Below are 20,140 nucleotides of genomic sequence, written 5' to 3'. Positions count from 1 at the left end.
AATCAAATCTTCTTTAGAAGATATGTGATATTATAGCTAATAAATGTTAAAAGGTATTACAATGGAATATAGATATATCGGTCGTACAGGATTACGAGTAACACCAATTTGTTTAGGTACAATGAGTTTTGGTTCGTGGAGCAATGAAAAAGAATCATTTGCTATTATGGATAAAAGTGTTGATAGAGGGATAAATTTTTTTGATACAGCTGAATTGTATCCTGTTCCTCCAAATGCTAAAGATGCTGGAATTACAGAAGAGATTATCGGAAAATGGCTGAAAGGGAAACAAAGAGATAAAATTATTTTAGCTACAAAAGTAGCAGGAGCTGCTAGTGGTTGGTTTGTTCCACCTATTCGACATGGGATGACAGCTATAGATAAATTTCATATAAAAACGGCTGTTGAGGGAAGTTTAAAAAGACTAGGGACTGATTATATTGATCTGTATCAGATGCATTGGCCTGATACAATTGTGCCTATTGAAGAATCTTTAAAAGCCTTTGATGAATTAGTTCAAGAGGGAAAAGTTCGTTATCTAGGTACTTCAAATGATAGTGCTTATGGTTTAACAAAAGCAAATGAAACATCAAAAAGACTAGGTATAAGTAGATTTGAATCAATTCAAAATAACTTTTCATTAAACAACCCTCGATTTTTGGATGAACTAGCTGAAGTTTGTAAACAAGAACAAATATCGCTCTTACCGTATTCACCTATAGCAGGTGGTGTTTTAAGTGGAAAATATAATGGAAAATTTTATCCAAAGTCTGCACGATTTGCAGAATATTTGGCAAATAAAAATCCTAGAGTTCAAGCGATGGCACATAGATTTTTAAATGATAAAACACTTTTAGCCACACAGAAGTATGTAGAGATTGCAGAAGAGTTAAGTATATCACCTACTACTTTAGCTGTTGCCTATTCAAAACAGTTTGAGTTTGTTGCTTCAACTATTATAGGTGCAAGAAACTTAGAACAGTTAGATGAATCATTTGCTGCCTTTGATATAAATTTGAATGATGAAACAATGAAAAAAATCAAAGAGATACAATCAGAAGTTATGTACCCAATGGGATGATTAAATTTGAAAAATTTACAAATAGATGAATTATCAACACTCAATCAAGAACTAGAAAAAAAGCATATTAAACAAAGTGGTAAATTTATCAATAAGAAAAAAACAAAAAAAAATCTCACTTTTACTTTGATAGGGGTTTTATCTTTTTTACTTATTATTTTGATAAATTTTAGTGTGGATGTATATTTAACATATTTTGATCTTGTGAGTAAAAATGAGATACTTGCTTTGGGATATATATCATTATATTTTATTGCATTTTTTGCATTTTTTGTTTATGTTGCATACACTATTAAAAACTATATGAATCTAAAAAATGCATTTTTGATACAAAAAAGAGTATCAAGATGTTGTGATTATGAGGAAGAGAAAAAACTATCATTGATTATTCTTGATCATTATACCAATCATCCATATAAAAAAATAGCTCAAAGTGCAATCAACTTAAAAAAGCAAGTTGTACTAAATAGTATACATAGTCCTTTTGAAGAGATCAAAAAAACTATTCTTGATGATTTAGATAAAAAAGCTATTGATGCAACCTACAAAAGTAGTAAAGAGGTTGCTTTATTTACTGCTTTATCTTCTGGGTCTGCTTTAGATTCTTTGGTTGTTATTTTTAGTTCAGTAAAACTGATGAAAAAAGTTTTTTTTATCTATGGATATAAATCAAATATTTTTACATCCTTATTGATTTTTAGAAAAATCTTAGAAAATGCCTCTTTATCTGCACTTATGGAATATGGTGATGATTCTGTGAGTGAAGTTTTGGGAAATAGTTTGTTTTCTAGTGTATCCGTAAAAGTAGCTCAAGGTATAGGAAATGGTGTGTTGCTTTTAAGAGTGGGAAATATACTTGTTCAAAGTGCAAGACCTTTCTCTTCTGAGAATTCTATGCAGACATATAAACAGATGGTTAAAATATTCTTTAAATTTATTAAATCAAAGATATCTAAATGATAAAGAAAAAAATAACAACACTCAATAATATACTTAAAAATAAGGCTAATTCTGTATTAAGTGATACTAATGATTTTCTAAACATAGCAAAAAAAACTCTATTACAACCTAAAGAAAATCTTTTATATATAAAACATAAAAATGAAGAGATAAAAGAGATTATTAGTAATAGTAACACTAAAATAGAAGAGCAAAGAGTAGCTGTAAATACACAACTAAAACTTTTTGCACAAGTTAAACAAGAGATTATAGATACATCTATTGCTGAATATAGTTCTTTAATGGCACAATTAGAAAATTTTGATTATGAAGAAAAAGAAATTGCAAAAATAGATTTCTGTGAAATATCTTCTATTGTTTGGAAAAAGAAATTTACAGTTATAAATAAAAGAGCTGAGATTGATAAATATTATGATGAAGTTTTAAACTATTCATATACAATAGATAAAGAGATAATAAAACTTCAACAACTCAGTCAATTCATAACTCATATAGTAAAAACTATGCAAAAATTTCAAATAGCAGTTACTCAGCTAAATAAGCAAACGATTAATATAATCAATAACATCGGTACAAATTATAAAAAATATACTAAAGAGCAACAAAATATTATCTGCAAACATACACGATATATAGATGAGTTGTTTTTCATAATGAACACATCGATCATAAATAAAGATGAGTCATTTAATAATGAAATGATTCTTATTCTTCAAAAAGCAAATGAGTTTTTAGACAAAAGTGAAACAATTGTATTTAAAGAGTTCAAAAAGAAAAACTATATTTATTATTATATAGCTTTAGGAATAATAGTTTTAGGATTTGTTTTTTATCAATTGTTTTTGAGTTATAAAACATAACCCATTATCCAACCAAGTGCAAACCCTATAAGATGTGCGTACCAAGCAATAGGTAGTCCTAAAAGTAGGGGTGCGAAGGATATTAGCAATACCCAAATAATAATACCTTGTCGTTGGTATTTGTCTCGTAAGGCAAACCAACCTAAAAGTACAGATATAGCACCACTTGCACCCACAAGATTTGCCCAGTTTCCTGTATAATACATATATACTAAACTACCAATTGAGGTTAAAACTCCACCTACAAAATACAATAATATATATCGAGGAATTCCAATAGCACTTTCTATAAGATTACCAAACTGATATAAAACAACCATATTCATCAAAATATGAGCAATGCCTCCATGCACAAACATAGTAGAAAAAAGTTGGTAATATAATTCCGCTTTAAAAAAGTAGATATTTAGACCGTATAACAAGTCTCCATTTTGTATAGTATTTTGAATACCAAACATAATAATATTGGCTAAAATAATGATATTTGTAAGGGTGATAGTTTTATTTTGTTTCATTGTAATCATTTTTATTTAATTTGTGAGATAGTGCAATTCGTTTAGCTCTTGCATCGATAAACTCTTGATGTTTTTGTATCTTGGCTTCTCGTGCTATTTTTGCTTTTTGAGCTGGTTGGATATAGTTGACATAATAAAGCATAGATATACAAACAGTTACAATAGTTACAATCGCATAAAAATTACCAAGTACCGTACTTTGTTGTGGTTGGTGTTTGTATTTTTTTGACTGTAACTCTTGAATATGTTCGATTCTATCCATCTCTAAATTAACCCGTATTCTAAAACCTCTTCAATTTTATCAACTGCTATAATCTCAATATCTTCTTTTACTTCATCAGGGATATCTTTTAAATCTCTTTGATAGTTTTTTGTAGGAATAAGTACTCGTTTCATTTTTGCTTTATGTGCAGCTATAAGTTTTTCTTTGAGACCCCCAATAGGTAAAACTTTTCCTGTAAGAGTTACTTCTCCTGTCATTGCAAGTGTTGAATCGATTTTTCTATTTGATAAAATAGAAGCGATAACTAAACTCATAGCAATACCAGCACTAGGACCATCTTTAGGTGTAGCACCTTCAGGAATATGCATATGTATATCATGAGTTTTAAATGTGGCATTTTTTAGTTTTTTCTTATCGATTAAACCTTTTACAACACTATGTGCAATCTTCGCACTCTCTTTCATCACATCACCCATATTTCCAGTCAGTGTCAATGCCCCTTTTCCTGCAAATTTTGCAGTTTCTATTTTGAGTACATCTCCACCAACACTTGTCCACGCTAAACCATTTACAACTCCTACGCTGTTGAGTTTATCAGCTGGTTCTATTTCAAATACTGGATTGTCTAAGTATTCTTCTAAGTTTTTTGTGTTGATAGTTACTTTTGATAACTCTTTATCATACATAAACTCTTTTGCTGCTTTTCTATAAAGTTTTCCAAATACTCTTCGCAAGTTTCTAACACCAGCTTCTCGTGTAAATTTTTCTATGATAAGTTCAATAGTTGGTTTACTTAAATTTACTTCAGCTTTTTTCAAACCATGTTTTTTTAACTCTTGTGGAATTAAATAATTTTGTGCTATGTGAAATTTTTCATTTGGTGTGTAACTACTCATTTGAATAAATTCCATTCTATCTCTAAGTGGGGCTGGGATTCTTCCTGCATTATTTGCTGTAGCTATAAAAATACAATCACTTAAATCGATGTCAAAATTTACATATAGGTCTCTAAAGGCATGATTTTGTTCAGGATCTAAGATTTCAAGCATAACAGCACTCGGATCACCTCTATGGTTTGCGCCGAGTTTATCTATCTCATCTAGTACAATAACAGGATTCATTTTTTTAGCTGTTGTTAGTCCATGTACAATTCGTCCAGGCATAGCACCTACATAAGTTCTTCTATGACCTCTGAGTTCATTGACATCTTCCATACCACCAAGTGCTATTCGTACAAGAGGTCTATTTAAAGCAGATGCAATAGAGTTCGCAAGTGAAGTTTTTCCAACTCCTGGAGGTCCTACAAAACATAAAACAGTGCTGTTGTTTTTATCTAGCGGAACTTTTCTTTCCTCTTTGAGTTGTTTCACAGCAAAATATTCGATGATTCTATCTTTTGGTTCTTTGAGTGCATAGTGGTCAATATTGAGCTGATCTTCTACTTCTTTTACCTCTATTTTATCAAGCGATTTTTTATCAAAAGGTATCTCTAAAACTTGCTCTATATATGTTTGAATAGTAGATGCATCACCACTATCAGGATGGAGACGATTTAGCTTTTCTATTTGTTTTTTCACCTCTTTAAATCCAAGTTTTGGCATAAATGGTTTAATCTTTTTAAGTTGTTTTTTAAATGCTGCTATCTCTTTCTCTTTAGCATTATCTGTCCCTAACTCTTTTTGAATAGTTCGCAACTGCTCTTTGAGATAAAACTCTTTTTGATGTTTGTCAAGCTTGACATTTACTTGTTTGTTAATCTCATTTTTAAGTTTGAAATTTTCAATCTCTTTTTTAATATGGTCAATAATATGCAACAATCGTGTGTTGATATTCTTTTCTTTAAATAGATTGTACGCTTCTTCATTTGAAATTTGAATTACAGAAGAAACCAAATCTGCAATTCTTACAGGTTCAGTACTCTCTTCAATAGTTTTGATTAAATCGATTGGAAACTTTGTATTGAGTTTTGAAAGTTTATTTATAGTAGATTTTAATATCTCTAAAATCGCAGGTGTTTTTGTTTCATCATATTCTGCATTTTGTAAAATATCAACAATACCCATAAGAGGTGAACCGTTTACGATCTCTTTTATTTCAACTTTTTCTAAACCTTGAAAAAGAATTTTTATTCTACCATCAGGAAGAGTGATTTTTCTCATAATATTTCCAACAACAGCAACATTATAAAACTCGTTTGTTTTTTTCTCTTTTGTATTTTTACTTACAGCTATTGTTATAAGTTTGTTGTTGTCTATTGCATATTCTACAGCATTTATGTTTTGCTCATCACCTATAAAAATTGGTGCAATCATAAATGGATATAAAAAAATACTATTTTCTACTAAAATAGGTAATCTATCGGGAAAACTATCGTAATCTGCTAATTTCATTTATCTCTCTCTTTTGTTATTGTAATATATTATTCAAAAATAGCTCTGTACCAAGGTACATCAACTTTTTTGATGGTATCTGTATTTTTCCAGTTTTCACTTGCTTTTTGAGCATAAAACTCTTGTGCTTTTGGTTTTTCTATTCTTTCATAGAGTTCTGAAATCTCTTTGTCAAAGATAGCTTTACTCATAAGTAGTCTAGATTTAATTGTTTTTACAAGATTTATATATTGTGAATTTGGATAATCACTTATAAAGTTATCTGAAGCGATAATTGTTTTTGAAAGAAGTTCTTGCTCTCTAAATTGATTTTTAAATGCTAAAAAATTAGATTTTATTTTTAAATATCTGATAAAATCTGCATTTTTTTTCAAACTATATTTTTTTAAATATTCATCAAAATAGTAGTTTGCCATAGCATATTCTTCCTCTTCCATATGTGTTACAGCAATAATCATTATAGCACTTGGAAGTAAAGGTGAATTTCTATGCTCAGATTCCAAAGATGTAAAAGTATCATCAGCTGCATCTATCTGATAATTTGATATTTGTTTAATCATCTTATTGTACCAGTATATTGCTGGTTTATTATACTCTTCAGTTTGTTTACTAGAACATCCTGTAAATACATACGCAAGAGATGCGATAAAAACTATTTTTATAATTTTGTTATTCATTTTCTTATTTTCCTTTAAAACTAGATTTTATCTAATCAATCCAAAATGAAAGTTAAAAATGTGGATTTAATTAAATATCTTCGATAGATTTATAAAAATCATCATAAAATAATACACCATCAAAAACTTTTTCTTTATCAATTTTGATCAACTGCGTCGCATCTGTTTGTTTTGAAACAATGATCACTTTTATAGCATCTTGCTTCATTTTCAATACAAAATCCATAAGAGTAAATATAGCAGTAAGATCCATAAAAGGAACATCATATATATCAATAATAACTATTTTTGTATCGAGTATATCGTTTGCTTTTTGTTCAAAAGCTGTACTTGAACCAAAGAAAAATGCACCATCTATTTTTATAACACGAATTTTCTTTTTGAGTAAGAGTGCATCTTCTTTTATATGGTCATGATTTTTGCTGTCTTGAAGTGAAATCTTTGTAGCTTGTGTTACTCTATATACAATAAGTAAAGAAGCCATAACAATACCAACAGCAACAGCACTAATAAGATCAAAAAATACAGTAATGAAAAATACAATTATCATAACTATAAGATCATGTTTTGGGCTTTTTCGTAAAATAGACAATAGTCTATAGTCTAAAATATCTATACCTACTTTGATTAAAATACCTGCTAATAGTGCCATTGGTATTTGTGCTGCAAGTGGAGCTAAAAAAAGTACTATAGATAAAAGTACAAGTGAATGAAACATACCTGAAATTTTATGAGTACCACCACTTTTGACATTTATCACCGTCCTCATAGTTGCACCAGCACCTGGAATAGCACCAAAAAGCGCACAGATTGAATTTCCTATCCCTTGACCTATAAGTTCTTTATTTGGTTGGTGTTTAGTTGCTGTAATTGAATCAGCTACTATAGATGTCAGAAGTGTGTCTATTGCACCAAGAACTGCCAAAGTAAATCCAAGGGAGATAATAATTGTGTAATTATCTAGGCTAAAATTTGGTACGATAAAAGAGGGGAGTGATGAGGGTATCTCTCCAATAGTATCAAGAGTTAAACCAAAATAAACACTCAATGGCGTTAAAATCAATAGTGCAATCAAGGGTGCAGGTATAACTTTTGTAATTTTAGTAGGGGTAAAAAACATAATTACAAGAGTAGCGGTTGCAATAGTGAGTGCATCATAATTTATATGTGCAAATTTTTGAGGAAGTGAAGCTAAAATATGTACTACAGAAGCATCACTTGCTAATCCTAAATAGGGATTTATCTGTAAAATAATAATAATAATCCCAATACCACTCATAAAACCAGAAATAACAGGGTAGGGAATATATTGAACAAATTTACCAATTTTAATAAGACCAAATACTATTTGAAATAGTCCTGCAACTAAAATAGTTGTAACTATCATACCAATATCACCTTGAAGACTTATAACAGCACTTGCCATAACTACTGTCATAGGACCAGTTGGACCAGATATTTGAGTAGGTGTACCTCCAAAAAGTGAAGCAAAAAAACCTAAGATAATTGCCCCATAAATTCCAGCAGTTGGACCTAATCCACTTGCAACTCCAAATGCTAAACCTAAAGGTAATGCAATAATAGCAGCCGTAATACCGCCAAATAAGTTTTTCTGTAAATTCATTGCTAAACTCCTTTATTTAAAACAAAATACTATATATAAGCTTAAATAGTAGAATTAGTAAAACTTATGAAACTAAAAGTAAGAAGAGTCCTAAAGAAAAAATTATCACTAAACTTAAGTATTCGAAAATTTTAATTAACGCTGCATTTTGTGAAGATGATTTTCGTATTTTTACACTAATAATTGCAGTGATAAAAATGATTAAACTCATACCGATACTCATAACTAAAGCACTTAGGAAGCCAACAAAATATATTCCTAAATTCATTGTAAATAAAAAGATAGTAACTGTCCCAGGACAAGGGACTATACCTGCTGCTAGTATCACACCTAAATCTGTACTAGTAGTTTTACAAGAATTACAACCACAACTTAAAGTTTGAGTATGTGTTACTTTCGGTGATAAAATACTAGATGGTTTTGATCCATTAGTAAATGAAAAAGTTTGTTTAGGTTTTCTAATTTTTTTATATAATAAATACATAGCAATGGCAATAATTATAATAGCACTCACTTTTGTAGCCATTTGTTCTACATTGATAAGTGCAGAATTAAAAATAAAACCAAGTGAAAAATATACAAAAAGTGTTAATAAAAATGCGCTAAAAGTATGCACAACTCCTATCATAGTAGAGATACTCAAAGCTTTTAAGTAGGATTTTTTTTGATTGATGAAATAGCTACTTACTAAACTTTTACCATGTCCTGGCCCAATAGCATGTAAAACTCCATATACAAAAGAAAAAATCAGAAGCCAAATAAATGAAGTAAAACTATTTGTAGTTTTAATATCGACAAGTGTTGTTTTTAGTCTCTCTTTTAGGTCATTTAGTTTTTGTGATAATAATTCTAAATATGATGGTTGTTTTATACTTTCAATAATAGGATTAGTTTCTACGAGTTTGGCTGATGATTTATTTTTATTGGCGATTGTAGGAGTTTTTATTGATTGTACAGAAGGATCATCAAACAATATTTTAGCATGAATAAGTTTTTTGTTTAAAGAATAAGCATTTGGGTAGTTATTTAAAGTGATATCTCTAATACTAAAATTAAAATTATCATTTTCATCATTGTATTCGATATAGAGTTGTTTGGTATTCTCTAAAACAAATGGGAGTGAAAATTTAAAATGATATATCATTGTATTATTTATAAATTCTAGTTCTTCAAATGTAGGGGTAATATTTTTTATAAATTTTGGTTGGGTGAGTTTTTTGATGTGTTTGTATTCTATATTAGTAAGGAAATGTAACTCTTTAATATAACTTACTAAGCTATCTTTTATCAATAGTTGTTCATTTTTTTCAAATACTGTGTTTTCATTAAGATCATATTGAGTAAGAGAATTTACAAACTCTTTGTGAAACTCCCAATGCACTTCAAAATGAGTTTCATTTTTGTCATAAGTAATTTGTGTGTCAACTAAGACCTGTGGAATATCAGTAGCACACAAAGTACACGCTTGCAGATAACTTTGACATAAAAAAAAGAAAAGAAATAGTTGTTTCATTTAGTTAAAACTTTTGTTGTAAATAAAAATAAAGTCAATCCAAAAGCACTCACTAAAATAATACTCGCACCACTTGTCAAATCAAATTGGTATGAAAACCAAAGACCTACAAGTGTAAATACAGATGATAAGACACCAGATACAAACATCATAGTACCTAAAGAAGTTGAAACTTTTTCAGCTATATAAATAGGTATAGTCAATAAAGCAATTACGAGAATAAGACCTACTACTTTTATAGCAATTACAACAGTAAGGGCAGATAATATGAGTATTAAAGTATAAAAAAACTTTACATTTATCCCTCTTAGGTTTGCATATTCACTATCATACGATACAGCTAATATTTCTCTATAAAATAGCGTTACTATTATAATAATTGCAATTAACAGAATACTCATATAAGTAATATCATCATTACTTACTGCTAAAATCGAACCAAATAAATAGCTCATAAGATCTACATTGTATCCTGGTGTTAAGTCTACAAAAATAATACCTATAGCCATACCAACAGCCCAAATAAGTCCTATAAAAGTATCTATTTTATCTCTTTGGTTGAGTGTAATTATAGCCATAAGCAAAGCCGCCCCAACTGCAAATACTGATGCTCCTAAAAAAATAGGAAGACCAAAATAAACAGCAAGTCCAATACCTCCATAAGATGTATGTGCGATACCACCCGCTAAAAACACCATACGGTTTACAACAATAAGTGAACCTATAATACCTGAGGCAATACTTACTAATAATCCAGCTATTATAGCATTTTGAATAAATTCATAATGTAAAATATCTAACATGTACAAATCTCCTCATCACTACTACATGTTCCCTTTTGTGTATTTTCTCCAAACATTTGAAGCATCTCAACTTCACAAAAATGATCATTTTGATTTGATTGTATTTGATTTTCTTTATTTGAAATATCATGATAAGTGATGATTTTATTGATGTGTGCAACTTTTGAAGCGTAACTTAATATTACAGATATATCATGACTTACTACAATTATGGTGATAGTTTTATTTAATTCTTTGAGTAAATCATAAATTTGTTTTTGCCAACTTACATCAATACTAGCTGTTGGTTCATCTAGGAGTAATATAGAAGGATGACTACAAAGAGCTCTTGCTATCATAACTCTTTGTCTTTGTCCACCTGAGAGTGTTCCTATTTTTTTATTTGCAAACTCTTCCATTCCAACTTGTTTAAGTGCATTTAACGCACAAGATTTTTCAAATTCGTTATATCCGATTTTAAAATACTTATGAAGAAAATTTTTACTTTTAGATTTTTCATTTTCATCTCGTATATGCCCCATCATTACAACCTCAATAACCTTAATAGGAAAGTTAGTATTAATGTTTGTATTTTGTGGAACATAACCAACCTTGGAAAGATTTAAGGAGGGTTTTTCTCCTAAGATTTCAATAGTACCTTTTTTTATTTCATTGATACCTAAAATGGCTTTTAATAGTGTAGACTTGCCTCCACCATTTGGACCAATAATAGCCAGAAAGTCTTGTTTTTGAACATTTAAATTGATGTTTTCGAGTATTATTTGCTTGTCGTAGGAAAATGTAAGGTTTTTTATCTCAATAATTGACATTGATTATCACTTCTTTTATGTATTTTTGATTATTATATCGAAATAATCATTTATTGTTATTGTATATCTTAAGAGGAGTGCAACTTAAAGTTGCATAACTCCTTATTTATGTTGAGCAGAGATACCTTTAGCAAATGAAAGTAGATTTTCATTCCATTTAGGATTTAGAGGACTAATTTTTATAACAGGAACTCCAACTTCTTTGGCTATTTGATTTGCGGTTTTTGTTGAAAATTCAGGTGCTGTAAATATTGCTTTTACATTTTCCTCTTTTGCTTCTTCGATTAAATATGCTATTTGTTTTGGTTTTGGATTTTTACCACCAGACTCTATAGCAAATTGTTCTAAGTGATACTCTTTTGCAAAATATCCCCAAGATGGGTGAAATACCATAAACTTACTATGTTTAGGAGTGTTTTTTAATATATTTTTTATATTTAAATCTAATTGATTTATTTCACTTAAAAAATTATCAAGATTTTTTTGATAATACGCACTATTTTTACTATCCAGTGTAGATAAAGTTTTAAAAATATTATGTGCCATTGTTTTTACATTTGATGGACTTAGCCAAGTATGCGGATCTTTGTTGTCATGATGTTCTTCATGATCATTATGCTTTTCATCTTCATCATGGTCATCATGGTGTTCATGATGTTCATGATGATCATCATCTTTTTCCTCATCATGATCATGATGCGAATGTTTTTCTATCTCTATTTTTGTAATGCTATCATCCATTTTACTTATAATCATATTTTTATTTTGATTTGTAAATTTAGGTAACCAAACATCTTCAAATTCAACACCAATTGAAAAATAAACATCAGCTTTACTAATATCTTTCATTTGAGATGGTTTTGGTTCATAAGAGTGTGGTGAATTTCCTGGTTGTACCATAAGTGAAATATTTACTTTATCTCCACCAATTTTTTCTAAAAAAGTTTGTTGTGGCAGTATACTTACGATAGCATTTACATTTGCATATAAAAATGAAGTAGCACCTAAGGCTAAAGTCATTAATAATTTTTTCATTTTTTTCCTTTTTATTGCAATCTAGTTACATTTTTTGTAGTTTATAGTATAGTCTCTTAAATGCAACTGAGTTGCATAAAGTAAAATATGATATAATTTTATATGAATGTAGAAGATATAATAAAAAATAAAAAAATAAAACTAACAACAGCGAGAATTGCTTTACTTGAGATATTTAAAAAAGCAAAAAAACCATTAAGTTATGAAGATATAAAATCCAGTATCTCAATGGATAAAGCAACATTTTATAGAAATATTGCCAAATTTGAAGAACAAGATATTTTAAACTCTTTTGAATCAAATGACAAAAAAAGATATTTTGAGTTACAACTTACACAACATGCGCATTTTGTTTGTGTAATTTGCAATAAAATAGAATGTTTATCAGATTTGGATATTAAACTAGATGGATATTTTGTAAATAATGTAATAGTAAATGGAAAATGTAAAGACTGTAATTGAGTTTAGTGTGATATGTTTACACTAAACTTGATACTTTAAATTAGGCGTTTGCTGCTGCAATGAGTGCAGCTAATTCATCTTCATTGACTAAATCTGAATCATCATCACCAGAAATATGTTTTGCACTAGAAGCAAATTTACCATTTTCTGGATCTAAATTATTTACAACTCTTTCTATTTTTTGTCTATGTGCATCTTGCGCTTGCATCGATTCCAATGTAATAAAAATATTATTTTTAATGCCATCAATATCATTTCTTAAATCTTTACTGTCCTCTAGTGCAGTGAGTTTTTCTAAAATGATATCTAAATGATCCATAACTTCAATAGACATTTTTTCCGACTCTTCTATCACTTCACATAATTGTTCAATGATATTTAACTCTTTATTTTCCATTGCTATTTTCCTTATTATAATATGATAAATTATATTTTATTGGAGATTCTACAATAAATTAAATTAATTTATCTCTTTTTAACCATTTTTTTTATGTAATTCATATTTTATGATTCAAGATAATAAAGTAAAAATATGTTATAATGAAGTATAATTACAAATTAAATATTTTATAAAAGAAAGAGAAAATGATAGTAGGAATAGAAGGTAAAGTAGTTAAAAAAGAACCAACACTTATTCATGTGAAGACTAATGGTCTTACCTATGAAGTATTTGTTTCTATAAATTGTAGTTCAGCAATTATCGGTGAAGATGTAAAACTTTATACGACACAAATACTTAAAGAAGATAGCAACAATTTATATGGTTTTTTAGACATTAATGAAAAAACTTTATTTGATACAGTTATAAAAATAAATGGTGTTGGACCTAAAGCAGCTATGGCTATTTGTAGTACTTTTACACCAAGTAGCTTCTCTCAGATAGTAGAAACTTCTGATATTGCTATGTTAAAAAGAGTCCCTGGGATTGGTCCTAAAGGTGCTAGTAGAATACTTGTTGAATTAAGTGGGTTTGTTTTAACAAATAATGATAATGAAGAAAATAATTTTGGAGAAAATGCCTCTGCTGCTGTTATGGCATTGGAATCGCTAGGGTTTAAAAAAGAGCAAATCAATAAAGCGTTAAAAACATGTACACAGACTGAAACATCAGGAATTGTTAAAGAAGCATTAAAGAAATTACAAAGATAAATAGGAAAGAAATGAGTAAAAAAATAGCAATAGTATTTGGCGGACAAAGTTTTGAACATGAAATAAGTATAGTGAGTTCAATTACTATGAAAAAAGTTTTAAATAAAGAACTAGTATATATTTTTGTTGATAAAAATAGAGAGTTTTATCACATCCCATCAGATATTATAAAATCGAATCTTTTTAGTAGTGGTAAATATAAAGAATATGATAAATTACAAATTACTCAAAATGGATTTACAAAACAAAGTTTCTTTAAGACAAAAACTTTAGAATTTGATGTCGTTTTAAATCTTACCCATGGTGGAGATGGAGAAGATGGTGTATTAGCTGGACTATTTACTTTTTTCAATATCCCTTTTGTTGGACCAAGAGTTGAAGCTTCTGTTGTAAGTTGTAATAAATTTTTAACAAAATCATATAGTCAAAGTATTGGTGTAAAAACTGTTCCGTACCAATATTTTAGTAAAAAAGATACGGTTGTTATTGAGAAATTTCCTGTTATTATTAAACCTGTAAGACTAGGAAGTAGTATTGGCGTTTCGATTGTAAAAACAGAAAAAGATTTAGAGTATGCTCTTGATGTTGCTTTTGAATTTGACGATGAAATTATAGTAGAGCCATTTATAAATGGTGTAAAAGAATACAACCTTGCGGGAACAAAAATAAACGATAACTTTGAGTTTTCAATTGTTGAAGAGCCACAAAAAGAAGAGTTTTTAGATTTTGAAAAGAAATATTTAGATTTCAATAGAAGTGATGTTGTCGCTAATGCTGATATTTCAAATGATTTAGTAAATCAATTAGAAGAAAATTTTAAAAAAATATACAATACTACTTTTGAGGGTTCTCTAATCAGATGTGATTTTTTTGTAATAGATAATGAAGTTTATCTAAATGAAATAAATTCTATCCCTGGGAGTATGGCAAATTATCTATTCGATGATTTTAATATGATCTTTGAAAATTTATCAAATAATTTACCAAGAAAAAGAAAAATACAAATAAATTATGATTATGTAAATACAATACAAAGTGCAAAGGGAAAGGCATAAAATATGAACAATGTAAAAATTGAGCTTGATGAGTTAAAAAAAGTTTATAATTATGTAACACAATCAATTATTGTATCGGATGAAACAAATAAAATTGTTCTAATGAATCAAGCAGCATTAGAAAAATTTGAAATTGATGAAGATGAAGCTATATTAAAAAATATAGAGGATTTTGTTCCTTTAGATGAGCGTGAAACTGTCTTATCTACAATAAAAAATCATGACTTGAGTTATTTTAATGTTATGTTAAAAAAAATAAATTCTAAACTTTTCCCTGCTTTTGTTAGTGGACAAATTTTAAAATATCAAGATAAAAGTTATGGAATATTAACGATTGTTGATGTAACGGAGCTTAAAAATAAAGAGAAAGCACAGCTAAAGAAATTGAAATCTCATATTATTACTCAGGCTACTAGTTATGCTCAAAAAGAGAATGAACTAAAAGGTCAAGAGTCTTCAGAACTGACGCAGATGAGAGAAGAGGTTGAAAAAATCAAACATGAAAACTTTATGTTAGAAAGAAAAGTAACCCTTTTTGAAAGAGAAAACAGAATTTTAAATACACAAAGTGAAAAGATACAAGAAGATTCATTTAGTTTTGAACAAGTATTAGATAGAGAGATGGCACTAGCAAAAAGATATGATAGAAAATTTTCATTGGCAATTGTAGCAATTGATGATTTTAAAAACCTTACAGAACAACTCAAAACAGAAGCTAAAAGAGATTTAGTTGTAAAAGCATTTAAAAAACACTTTCGAAGTACAATCAGAACTACAGATGTGATATATTATGAAAATAGTGGTTTATTTTATCTTATACTTCCTAACTCATCAGATGTTAATATCACGGATTTAGTTGATAGACTTTTACATGCAAAAAAAATTGATACAAAAATATTAGTTCGATTTAATTGTGGATTAGCACACTATTATGACAATGATACTAGAGATCACTTAATGTATCGTGCAAGAAAAAGTTTAGAAGTAAATATAGAAGAAAATAACTTCGTAAAAAGTAAATAAAATTTCAAAAGAGAGTATATATTGTTAGAAATAAGTAAAAAAATCACCAAAATAGTTGGACAAACTAATGCGACATACGATTTAATTAAAGAGGGAGATAAAGTTTTAATAGGATTTAGTGGGGGAAAAGATTCTCTTACTCTTTTGCATACTTTAAAAAGAATGCAACAAAAAGCACCTTTTAAATTTGACTTCAAAGCTGTTACTATAACTTATGGAATGGGTGAAAATGTACAGTTTTTAGCTGAACATTGTAAAGAACATGATATTGAACATGAAATTGTAGATACAAAAATATTTGATATTTCAGTTGCAAAAGTAAGAAAGAACAGTTCTTTATGTAGTTTTATATCAAGAATGAGAAGAGGGTATTTATATACACATGCTTTAGAAAATGGTTTCAATAAATTAGCTCTTGGTCATCATTTAGATGATTCGATGGAAAGCTTTTTTATGAACTTTTTTTACAATGGTGCAATGAGAGCAATGCCTCCAATTTATAAAGCGGAAAACGGTTTGATGGTAATACGCCCACTAATTATGTGTAGAGAAAGACAACTAAGAGCTTTTGCCCAAACAAATGAAGTCGATGTAATTGGTGACGAGGGATGTCCTGGAATGCGTCTTAATGAAAAAGAGAGAGAGTATATGAAAATGCCTCATGCAAGAGCAAATACAAAAAAACTACTTGCAAAATTAGAGGAAGAAAATCCTCAAATATTTGTTTCTATGCGTGCTGCATTTCAAAACTTTCATCCAAATACATTTTTTAATAAAGATGATTTAGATTCGGAACTTTAAAACTATAAAAAAGAGTTATAAAGTTCTTTTATAACTCTTTTTTATTCCAGAAAACAATTTTATCTCTACCACTATTTTTAGCTTTATAGAGTAGTTTATCCGATTTTATTACGGTTTCATTTTCATTTTTACAGTCACTTCTTGTTTCAACACCTGCACTAAATGTGACTTCGATTTTATTTTGAAGATAAATGAATTTGTTATTTGTGATAATGTTTTTGATACGATTGATATATGTATACAACTCTTCTGTATTTTTGTATCTGACTATTGCAACAAACTCTTCTCCACCATATCTGGCTATAGTGTCTGTATCTCTTGTGAGTTTATTGAGTATTGAAGCAAATATAACTAAAATTTTATCACCAGCATCATGGCCAAATGTGTCATTGATTTTTTTAAAAAAATCTATATCAAAGAATATGATTGCATAGTCTTCATTGTTTCTTTGATAGTTGCTTTCTGCTTTTTTAAGTTCTACTTCAAAACTTCTTCTATTTGGTATTTTTGTTAGATGATCAATCATACTTACAGCTTGTGTCTCTTTTAGCTCTGATTCTAAAGATTCAACTTTTTGTCTTAATAATAAAACTTCATTTTGCCCTGTCTCAAGATTTTTATTGACATTATTCATCTCTTGTTCTATATTCTTTGCTGCTTCAACAAGTTTAGTTTGGAGATTATTTAAATCTTCTTTTGATGAATCGTTGTTTGCAATTGACTTTAATTGATTTTTGATATTTTTGACATTGTTTGTGCCATTGGTATTACTATCAATAGCGTCTCCTAAGTATTTATTCATCAAACTTATAAGTCTTGCAATATCGGCCGTTTTTTGTACAAGTACTTTTTGGTCCACTTGAAATCTATTTTGAATAAATTTTTTGATCTCTTCTTGAATTGATTCTTCAAAGATCAATGAAGGGGAGTCTCCAATTTGTATACAAAAAGATTTTAGGTCATCTCCAAGCGAAAGTGAGATTGATGGTCTCATAGAAGATTGAATCATCTCTGACATATTTTGAATATTTTTTTTAGGAACTCTTTGAATTAAGATATCTACTAAATCATATATTGTTTTTGGATCTTTGTTTTGTGAATTTTCAATTTCACTATGTTCAAGCATTGATAATGTTTTTGTAAAATATTCACACTCTTTAGTTGTAAGATTTACTTTTTTTGCTAACTTACAAAACTCGATAGTATATTCTGTTGGTGTTAATGCTTTGTTTTGTTTTGTAATATTGTCTATTGTTTGCTTTGAAATATGTGAGATAGTATCCATCATTTTCCCTAATCTTATGATAAAAGTTTTTTAACTACTTGGTTGATTCTTTTTCCATCAGCTCTACCTGCTACTTTTTCTTTTGCAGGATTCATAATTTTACCCATATCTTTCATACTACTTGCACTCACTTCATCAATAATAGTTTGAATAAGTATTTCTAACTCATCATCAGTAAGTTGCTTTGGTAAATATAAACTAAAAATATCAATTTGTTCTTGTTCATTTGCTACTAAATCATCTCTTTTAGCTTCTTTAAATTGGATAATAGCTTCTTCTCGTTGCTTTACACCTTTTTGTATGAGTTGAATAATTTTTGCATCGTCTAATTCAATTCTTTCATCTACTTCAATTTGTTTTATCATTGTATTAATACTTCTAATTGAATCTCTTTTTTTTATATCTTTAGCTTTCATAGCTTCTTTTAAGTCAGATTTTAGTTGTTCTTTTAAACTCATTTTATACTCCATATATATTTATTATAATTAGATTTATTATATCTAAGATTGTATTATAGAAAGTTTTGTAGATGTTAATTGATAAAATGATAAAATGAATATTATGAATATTAATACAAATACACTTTTAAATACAATGTTAACGAAAATTGACCCAACTATCAAATCAAAAATTGAAAAACTTTCTGTTGATGGAAAAGTGGATCTTTCACTATTGGTCAAAGATAAAGGGATTCAGACTTTATTGGCTGATATGCTTAAAGATATTGCTACAGGAATTAAAACAAAAAATGATGTTGCTTCAATAGTAGAAAATGGCAAAAACTCTTTAAAGTTTCACAATATCTCTACTGATATAAAACAGATTTTAAATGCTTTAAAAACACAATTACCACAACTTGAAAAACTTACCATACTTTTAAAAAACACCCTTGTTGATATAAATACAATCAATCAAAAAGTTGTAAAAAGTAGTTTTGAAAATAGTGGGGTATTTTTAGAATCAAAACTTGGTCAATCAAACTTTTCCATTAAAGACAATTTGACTAAAATCGTAACCCTGCTTAATGAAAAACTAACAATATTAAACAATATAATAAAAGAGCCAGTAATGCAAGAAAAAAAACAATTACAACTATCTGCTCTTTTGTTAAATATTAATAAAACAGTATCTCTTATCAAAGAACAATTATCAAATATCAATCTTCCAAATTTAACAGAAGTAAAAAATGAAATTAAACATACAGAAACAAAACTTCAATCTTTTTCCCATGAAAAAAATCAAGAAGTGAAAATAACTGTTTTAAAAGAGTTGATTACTCAAAACACAAGGTTGTTAGATAAAATAAATACACTAAATATTCAGGAATTATATAAGAATAATATAGGAAACAATAAGAATATATTAGGAGATTTAAAAACTATACTTCTTCAAATTAAAGAACAAATTGACAGTCCAGGGATGCAAGAAAATGTTTCTAAAGAGCTTAAAACAAATATTGATAAAGCCCTTTCTCAAATTGATTATTATCAACTTTCCTCTTTAAGTTCAAACTCAAATCATTCATTTATCTCTTTTTTACAAGATGAGTTAGAAGATGTAGATTTAAAATTTAATAACTTGAATGAAGATGAATTTTCTTGTCTTATTCACCTTACTTTAAAAGAGAATGGTGAGTTGCGAATTTTACTAGTGTTGGACAAAAAATCTGGTTTAAATATAAATATTGGAGTATAAAAAAGCGAATTTAAAAGTGCAATACAAATAGAGCTACAGAAGTTAAGATCACAGATAAATTCAATTGGACTTTCACTTTTGAGTTTAAATCTTTTTGATATTGAAGAGGAAACTAAAAAATCAAATAATTTAAAAACATATAGTAACAATCAAAATATAGATTTTGGTTTAGATATAAAG

21 protein-coding genes are annotated in these 20,140 nt (G+C 28.3%); 9 read left to right on the top strand and 12 right to left on the bottom strand.

What is annotated here, in order from left to right:
- Nucleotides 1-61 precede the first annotated feature (61 nt).
- From ACMCMH_RS00655 to ACMCMH_RS00645, 3 genes are read left to right on the top strand one after another with little or no spacing between them, the layout of a single operon-like run.
- Complete coding sequence (locus ACMCMH_RS00655; RefSeq protein WP_412726071.1) at nucleotides 62-1,081, top strand: aldo/keto reductase; 1,020 nt, start codon at nucleotides 62-64, stop codon at nucleotides 1,079-1,081.
- A gap of 6 nt (nucleotides 1,082-1,087) precedes the next feature.
- Complete coding sequence (locus ACMCMH_RS00650) at nucleotides 1,088-2,041, top strand: DUF697 domain-containing protein (protein WP_412726069.1); 954 nt, start codon at nucleotides 1,088-1,090, stop codon at nucleotides 2,039-2,041.
- Nucleotides 2,038-2,901 carry a hypothetical protein gene (locus ACMCMH_RS00645; protein ID WP_412726067.1) on the top strand — a complete coding sequence of 288 codons (864 nt, stop codon included), beginning with the start codon at nucleotides 2,038-2,040 and terminating at the stop codon, nucleotides 2,899-2,901. Before ACMCMH_RS00650 ends, ACMCMH_RS00645 begins: the two co-directional genes overlap by 4 nt.
- On the opposite strand, the gene ACMCMH_RS00640 is transcribed toward ACMCMH_RS00645, so the two are convergent.
- From ACMCMH_RS00640 to ACMCMH_RS00600, 9 genes are all read right to left on the bottom strand, one after another.
- Nucleotides 2,889-3,416 carry a rhomboid family intramembrane serine protease gene (locus ACMCMH_RS00640; RefSeq protein ID WP_412726065.1) on the bottom strand — a complete coding sequence of 176 codons (528 nt, stop codon included), beginning with the start codon at nucleotides 3,414-3,416 and terminating at the stop codon, nucleotides 2,889-2,891. The two genes, ACMCMH_RS00645 and ACMCMH_RS00640, sit on opposite strands and share 13 nt — an antisense overlap.
- On the bottom strand, nucleotides 3,403-3,678 hold the full coding sequence (locus tag ACMCMH_RS00635; RefSeq protein ID WP_412726063.1) for a hypothetical protein: 276 nt from the start codon (nucleotides 3,676-3,678) through the stop codon (nucleotides 3,403-3,405). Before ACMCMH_RS00635 ends, ACMCMH_RS00640 begins: the two co-directional genes overlap by 14 nt.
- 2 nt (nucleotides 3,679-3,680) lie before the next feature.
- A complete protein-coding gene (gene lon, locus ACMCMH_RS00630) occupies nucleotides 3,681-6,029 on the bottom strand; it encodes an endopeptidase La (RefSeq protein ID WP_412726061.1) in 2,349 nt (782 codons plus the stop codon).
- Nucleotides 6,030-6,058: 29 nt separating this feature from the next.
- Entirely contained in the window at nucleotides 6,059-6,706 is a 648-nt protein-coding gene (locus ACMCMH_RS00625; protein ID WP_412726059.1) for an outer membrane protein assembly factor BamD, read from the bottom strand.
- A gap of 70 nt (nucleotides 6,707-6,776) precedes the next feature.
- A complete protein-coding gene (locus tag ACMCMH_RS00620; protein ID WP_412726057.1) occupies nucleotides 6,777-8,330 on the bottom strand; it encodes a SulP family inorganic anion transporter in 1,554 nt (517 codons plus the stop codon).
- A gap of 64 nt (nucleotides 8,331-8,394) precedes the next feature.
- The gene (locus ACMCMH_RS00615) at nucleotides 8,395-9,843 is read right to left on the bottom strand and encodes a nickel/cobalt transporter (protein ID WP_412726055.1); all 1,449 of its coding nucleotides are present in this window, start codon (nucleotides 9,841-9,843) and stop codon (nucleotides 8,395-8,397) included.
- The gene (locus ACMCMH_RS00610) at nucleotides 9,840-10,646 is read right to left on the bottom strand and encodes a metal ABC transporter permease (protein ID WP_412726053.1); all 807 of its coding nucleotides are present in this window, start codon (nucleotides 10,644-10,646) and stop codon (nucleotides 9,840-9,842) included. The genes ACMCMH_RS00615 and ACMCMH_RS00610 overlap by 4 nt, the downstream gene beginning before the upstream one ends.
- Nucleotides 10,640-11,455: a metal ABC transporter ATP-binding protein gene (locus ACMCMH_RS00605; RefSeq protein ID WP_412726051.1), complete on the bottom strand. Its 816-nt coding sequence runs from the start codon at nucleotides 11,453-11,455 to the stop codon at nucleotides 10,640-10,642. Before ACMCMH_RS00605 ends, ACMCMH_RS00610 begins: the two co-directional genes overlap by 7 nt.
- 102 nt (nucleotides 11,456-11,557) lie before the next feature.
- Nucleotides 11,558-12,490, bottom strand: a complete 933-nt coding sequence (locus ACMCMH_RS00600) for a metal ABC transporter solute-binding protein, Zn/Mn family (protein ID WP_412726049.1) — start codon at nucleotides 12,488-12,490, stop codon at nucleotides 11,558-11,560.
- Between the two features lie 102 nt (nucleotides 12,491-12,592).
- Between ACMCMH_RS00600 and ACMCMH_RS00595 the strand changes: the two genes are divergently transcribed.
- Nucleotides 12,593-12,952, top strand: coding sequence for a Fur family transcriptional regulator (locus ACMCMH_RS00595; protein WP_412726047.1), 360 nt, complete (start codon nucleotides 12,593-12,595; stop codon nucleotides 12,950-12,952).
- 40 nt (nucleotides 12,953-12,992) lie between these two features.
- Here ACMCMH_RS00595 and ACMCMH_RS00590 read toward each other — a convergent pair whose 3' ends face one another.
- Entirely contained in the window at nucleotides 12,993-13,349 is a 357-nt protein-coding gene (locus ACMCMH_RS00590) for a hypothetical protein (RefSeq protein ID WP_412726045.1), read from the bottom strand.
- 188 nt (nucleotides 13,350-13,537) lie between these two features.
- Between ACMCMH_RS00590 and ruvA the strand changes: the two genes are divergently transcribed.
- Genes ruvA through ACMCMH_RS00570 form a run of 4 tightly spaced genes read left to right on the top strand, consistent with a single transcriptional unit; the run spans nucleotide 13,538 to nucleotide 16,980 of the window.
- Entirely contained in the window at nucleotides 13,538-14,101 is a 564-nt protein-coding gene (gene ruvA / locus ACMCMH_RS00585; protein ID WP_412726043.1) for a Holliday junction branch migration protein RuvA, read from the top strand.
- 11 nt (nucleotides 14,102-14,112) lie between these two features.
- Nucleotides 14,113-15,156 carry a D-alanine--D-alanine ligase gene (locus tag ACMCMH_RS00580; protein WP_412726041.1) on the top strand — a complete coding sequence of 348 codons (1,044 nt, stop codon included), beginning with the start codon at nucleotides 14,113-14,115 and terminating at the stop codon, nucleotides 15,154-15,156.
- Between the two features lie 3 nt (nucleotides 15,157-15,159).
- Nucleotides 15,160-16,179: a diguanylate cyclase domain-containing protein gene (locus tag ACMCMH_RS00575; RefSeq protein ID WP_412726039.1), complete on the top strand. Its 1,020-nt coding sequence runs from the start codon at nucleotides 15,160-15,162 to the stop codon at nucleotides 16,177-16,179.
- A 21-nt stretch (nucleotides 16,180-16,200) separates the two neighbouring features.
- On the top strand, nucleotides 16,201-16,980 hold the full coding sequence (locus ACMCMH_RS00570; RefSeq protein WP_412726037.1) for an ATP-binding protein: 780 nt from the start codon (nucleotides 16,201-16,203) through the stop codon (nucleotides 16,978-16,980).
- 28 nt (nucleotides 16,981-17,008) lie between these two features.
- On the opposite strand, the gene ACMCMH_RS00565 is transcribed toward ACMCMH_RS00570, so the two are convergent.
- Complete coding sequence (locus ACMCMH_RS00565; RefSeq protein WP_412726035.1) at nucleotides 17,009-18,265, bottom strand: GGDEF domain-containing protein; 1,257 nt, start codon at nucleotides 18,263-18,265, stop codon at nucleotides 17,009-17,011.
- 14 nt (nucleotides 18,266-18,279) lie between these two features.
- Nucleotides 18,280-18,723: a GatB/YqeY domain-containing protein gene (locus ACMCMH_RS00560; protein ID WP_412726033.1), complete on the bottom strand. Its 444-nt coding sequence runs from the start codon at nucleotides 18,721-18,723 to the stop codon at nucleotides 18,280-18,282.
- 103 nt (nucleotides 18,724-18,826) lie between these two features.
- On the opposite strand from ACMCMH_RS00560, the gene ACMCMH_RS00555 reads away from it, so the two are divergent.
- A complete protein-coding gene (locus tag ACMCMH_RS00555; RefSeq protein ID WP_412726031.1) occupies nucleotides 18,827-19,960 on the top strand; it encodes a hypothetical protein in 1,134 nt (377 codons plus the stop codon).
- Nucleotides 19,961-20,140 lie beyond the last annotated feature (180 nt).

The sequence above is a fragment of the Arcobacter sp. 15-2 genome, from assembly GCF_047159865.1.
GTDB lineage: Bacteria > Campylobacterota > Campylobacteria > Campylobacterales > Arcobacteraceae > JAIOSF01.
Note: the sequence above shows the minus strand (reverse complement) of the source record. Positions and strands in the feature narration are given on the sequence as shown.

Coding starts and splice junctions, on each gene's coding strand:
- ACMCMH_RS00610 (WP_412726053.1), bottom strand. CDS start 10,646: ATGTTAGATATTTTACATTATGAATTTATTCAAAATGCTATAATAGCT.
- ACMCMH_RS00620 (WP_412726057.1), bottom strand. CDS start 8,330: ATGAATTTACAGAAAAACTTATTTGGCGGTATTACGGCTGCTATTATT.
- ACMCMH_RS00615 (WP_412726055.1), bottom strand. CDS start 9,843: ATGAAACAACTATTTCTTTTCTTTTTTTTATGTCAAAGTTATCTGCAA.
- ACMCMH_RS00590 (WP_412726045.1), bottom strand. CDS start 13,349: ATGGAAAATAAAGAGTTAAATATCATTGAACAATTATGTGAAGTGATA.
- ACMCMH_RS00625 (WP_412726059.1), bottom strand. CDS start 6,706: ATGAATAACAAAATTATAAAAATAGTTTTTATCGCATCTCTTGCGTAT.
- lon (WP_412726061.1), bottom strand. CDS start 6,029: ATGAAATTAGCAGATTACGATAGTTTTCCCGATAGATTACCTATTTTA.
- ACMCMH_RS00575 (WP_412726039.1), top strand. CDS start 15,160: ATGAACAATGTAAAAATTGAGCTTGATGAGTTAAAAAAAGTTTATAAT.
- ACMCMH_RS00565 (WP_412726035.1), bottom strand. CDS start 18,265: ATGGATACTATCTCACATATTTCAAAGCAAACAATAGACAATATTACA.
- ACMCMH_RS00560 (WP_412726033.1), bottom strand. CDS start 18,723: ATGAGTTTAAAAGAACAACTAAAATCTGACTTAAAAGAAGCTATGAAA.
- ACMCMH_RS00655 (WP_412726071.1), top strand. CDS start 62: ATGGAATATAGATATATCGGTCGTACAGGATTACGAGTAACACCAATT.
- ACMCMH_RS00640 (WP_412726065.1), bottom strand. CDS start 3,416: ATGAAACAAAATAAAACTATCACCCTTACAAATATCATTATTTTAGCC.
- ACMCMH_RS00635 (WP_412726063.1), bottom strand. CDS start 3,678: ATGGATAGAATCGAACATATTCAAGAGTTACAGTCAAAAAAATACAAA.
- ACMCMH_RS00595 (WP_412726047.1), top strand. CDS start 12,593: ATGAATGTAGAAGATATAATAAAAAATAAAAAAATAAAACTAACAACA.
- ACMCMH_RS00555 (WP_412726031.1), top strand. CDS start 18,827: ATGAATATTAATACAAATACACTTTTAAATACAATGTTAACGAAAATT.
- ACMCMH_RS00600 (WP_412726049.1), bottom strand. CDS start 12,490: ATGAAAAAATTATTAATGACTTTAGCCTTAGGTGCTACTTCATTTTTA.
- ACMCMH_RS00580 (WP_412726041.1), top strand. CDS start 14,113: ATGAGTAAAAAAATAGCAATAGTATTTGGCGGACAAAGTTTTGAACAT.
- ACMCMH_RS00645 (WP_412726067.1), top strand. CDS start 2,038: ATGATAAAGAAAAAAATAACAACACTCAATAATATACTTAAAAATAAG.
- ruvA (WP_412726043.1), top strand. CDS start 13,538: ATGATAGTAGGAATAGAAGGTAAAGTAGTTAAAAAAGAACCAACACTT.
- ACMCMH_RS00605 (WP_412726051.1), bottom strand. CDS start 11,455: ATGTCAATTATTGAGATAAAAAACCTTACATTTTCCTACGACAAGCAA.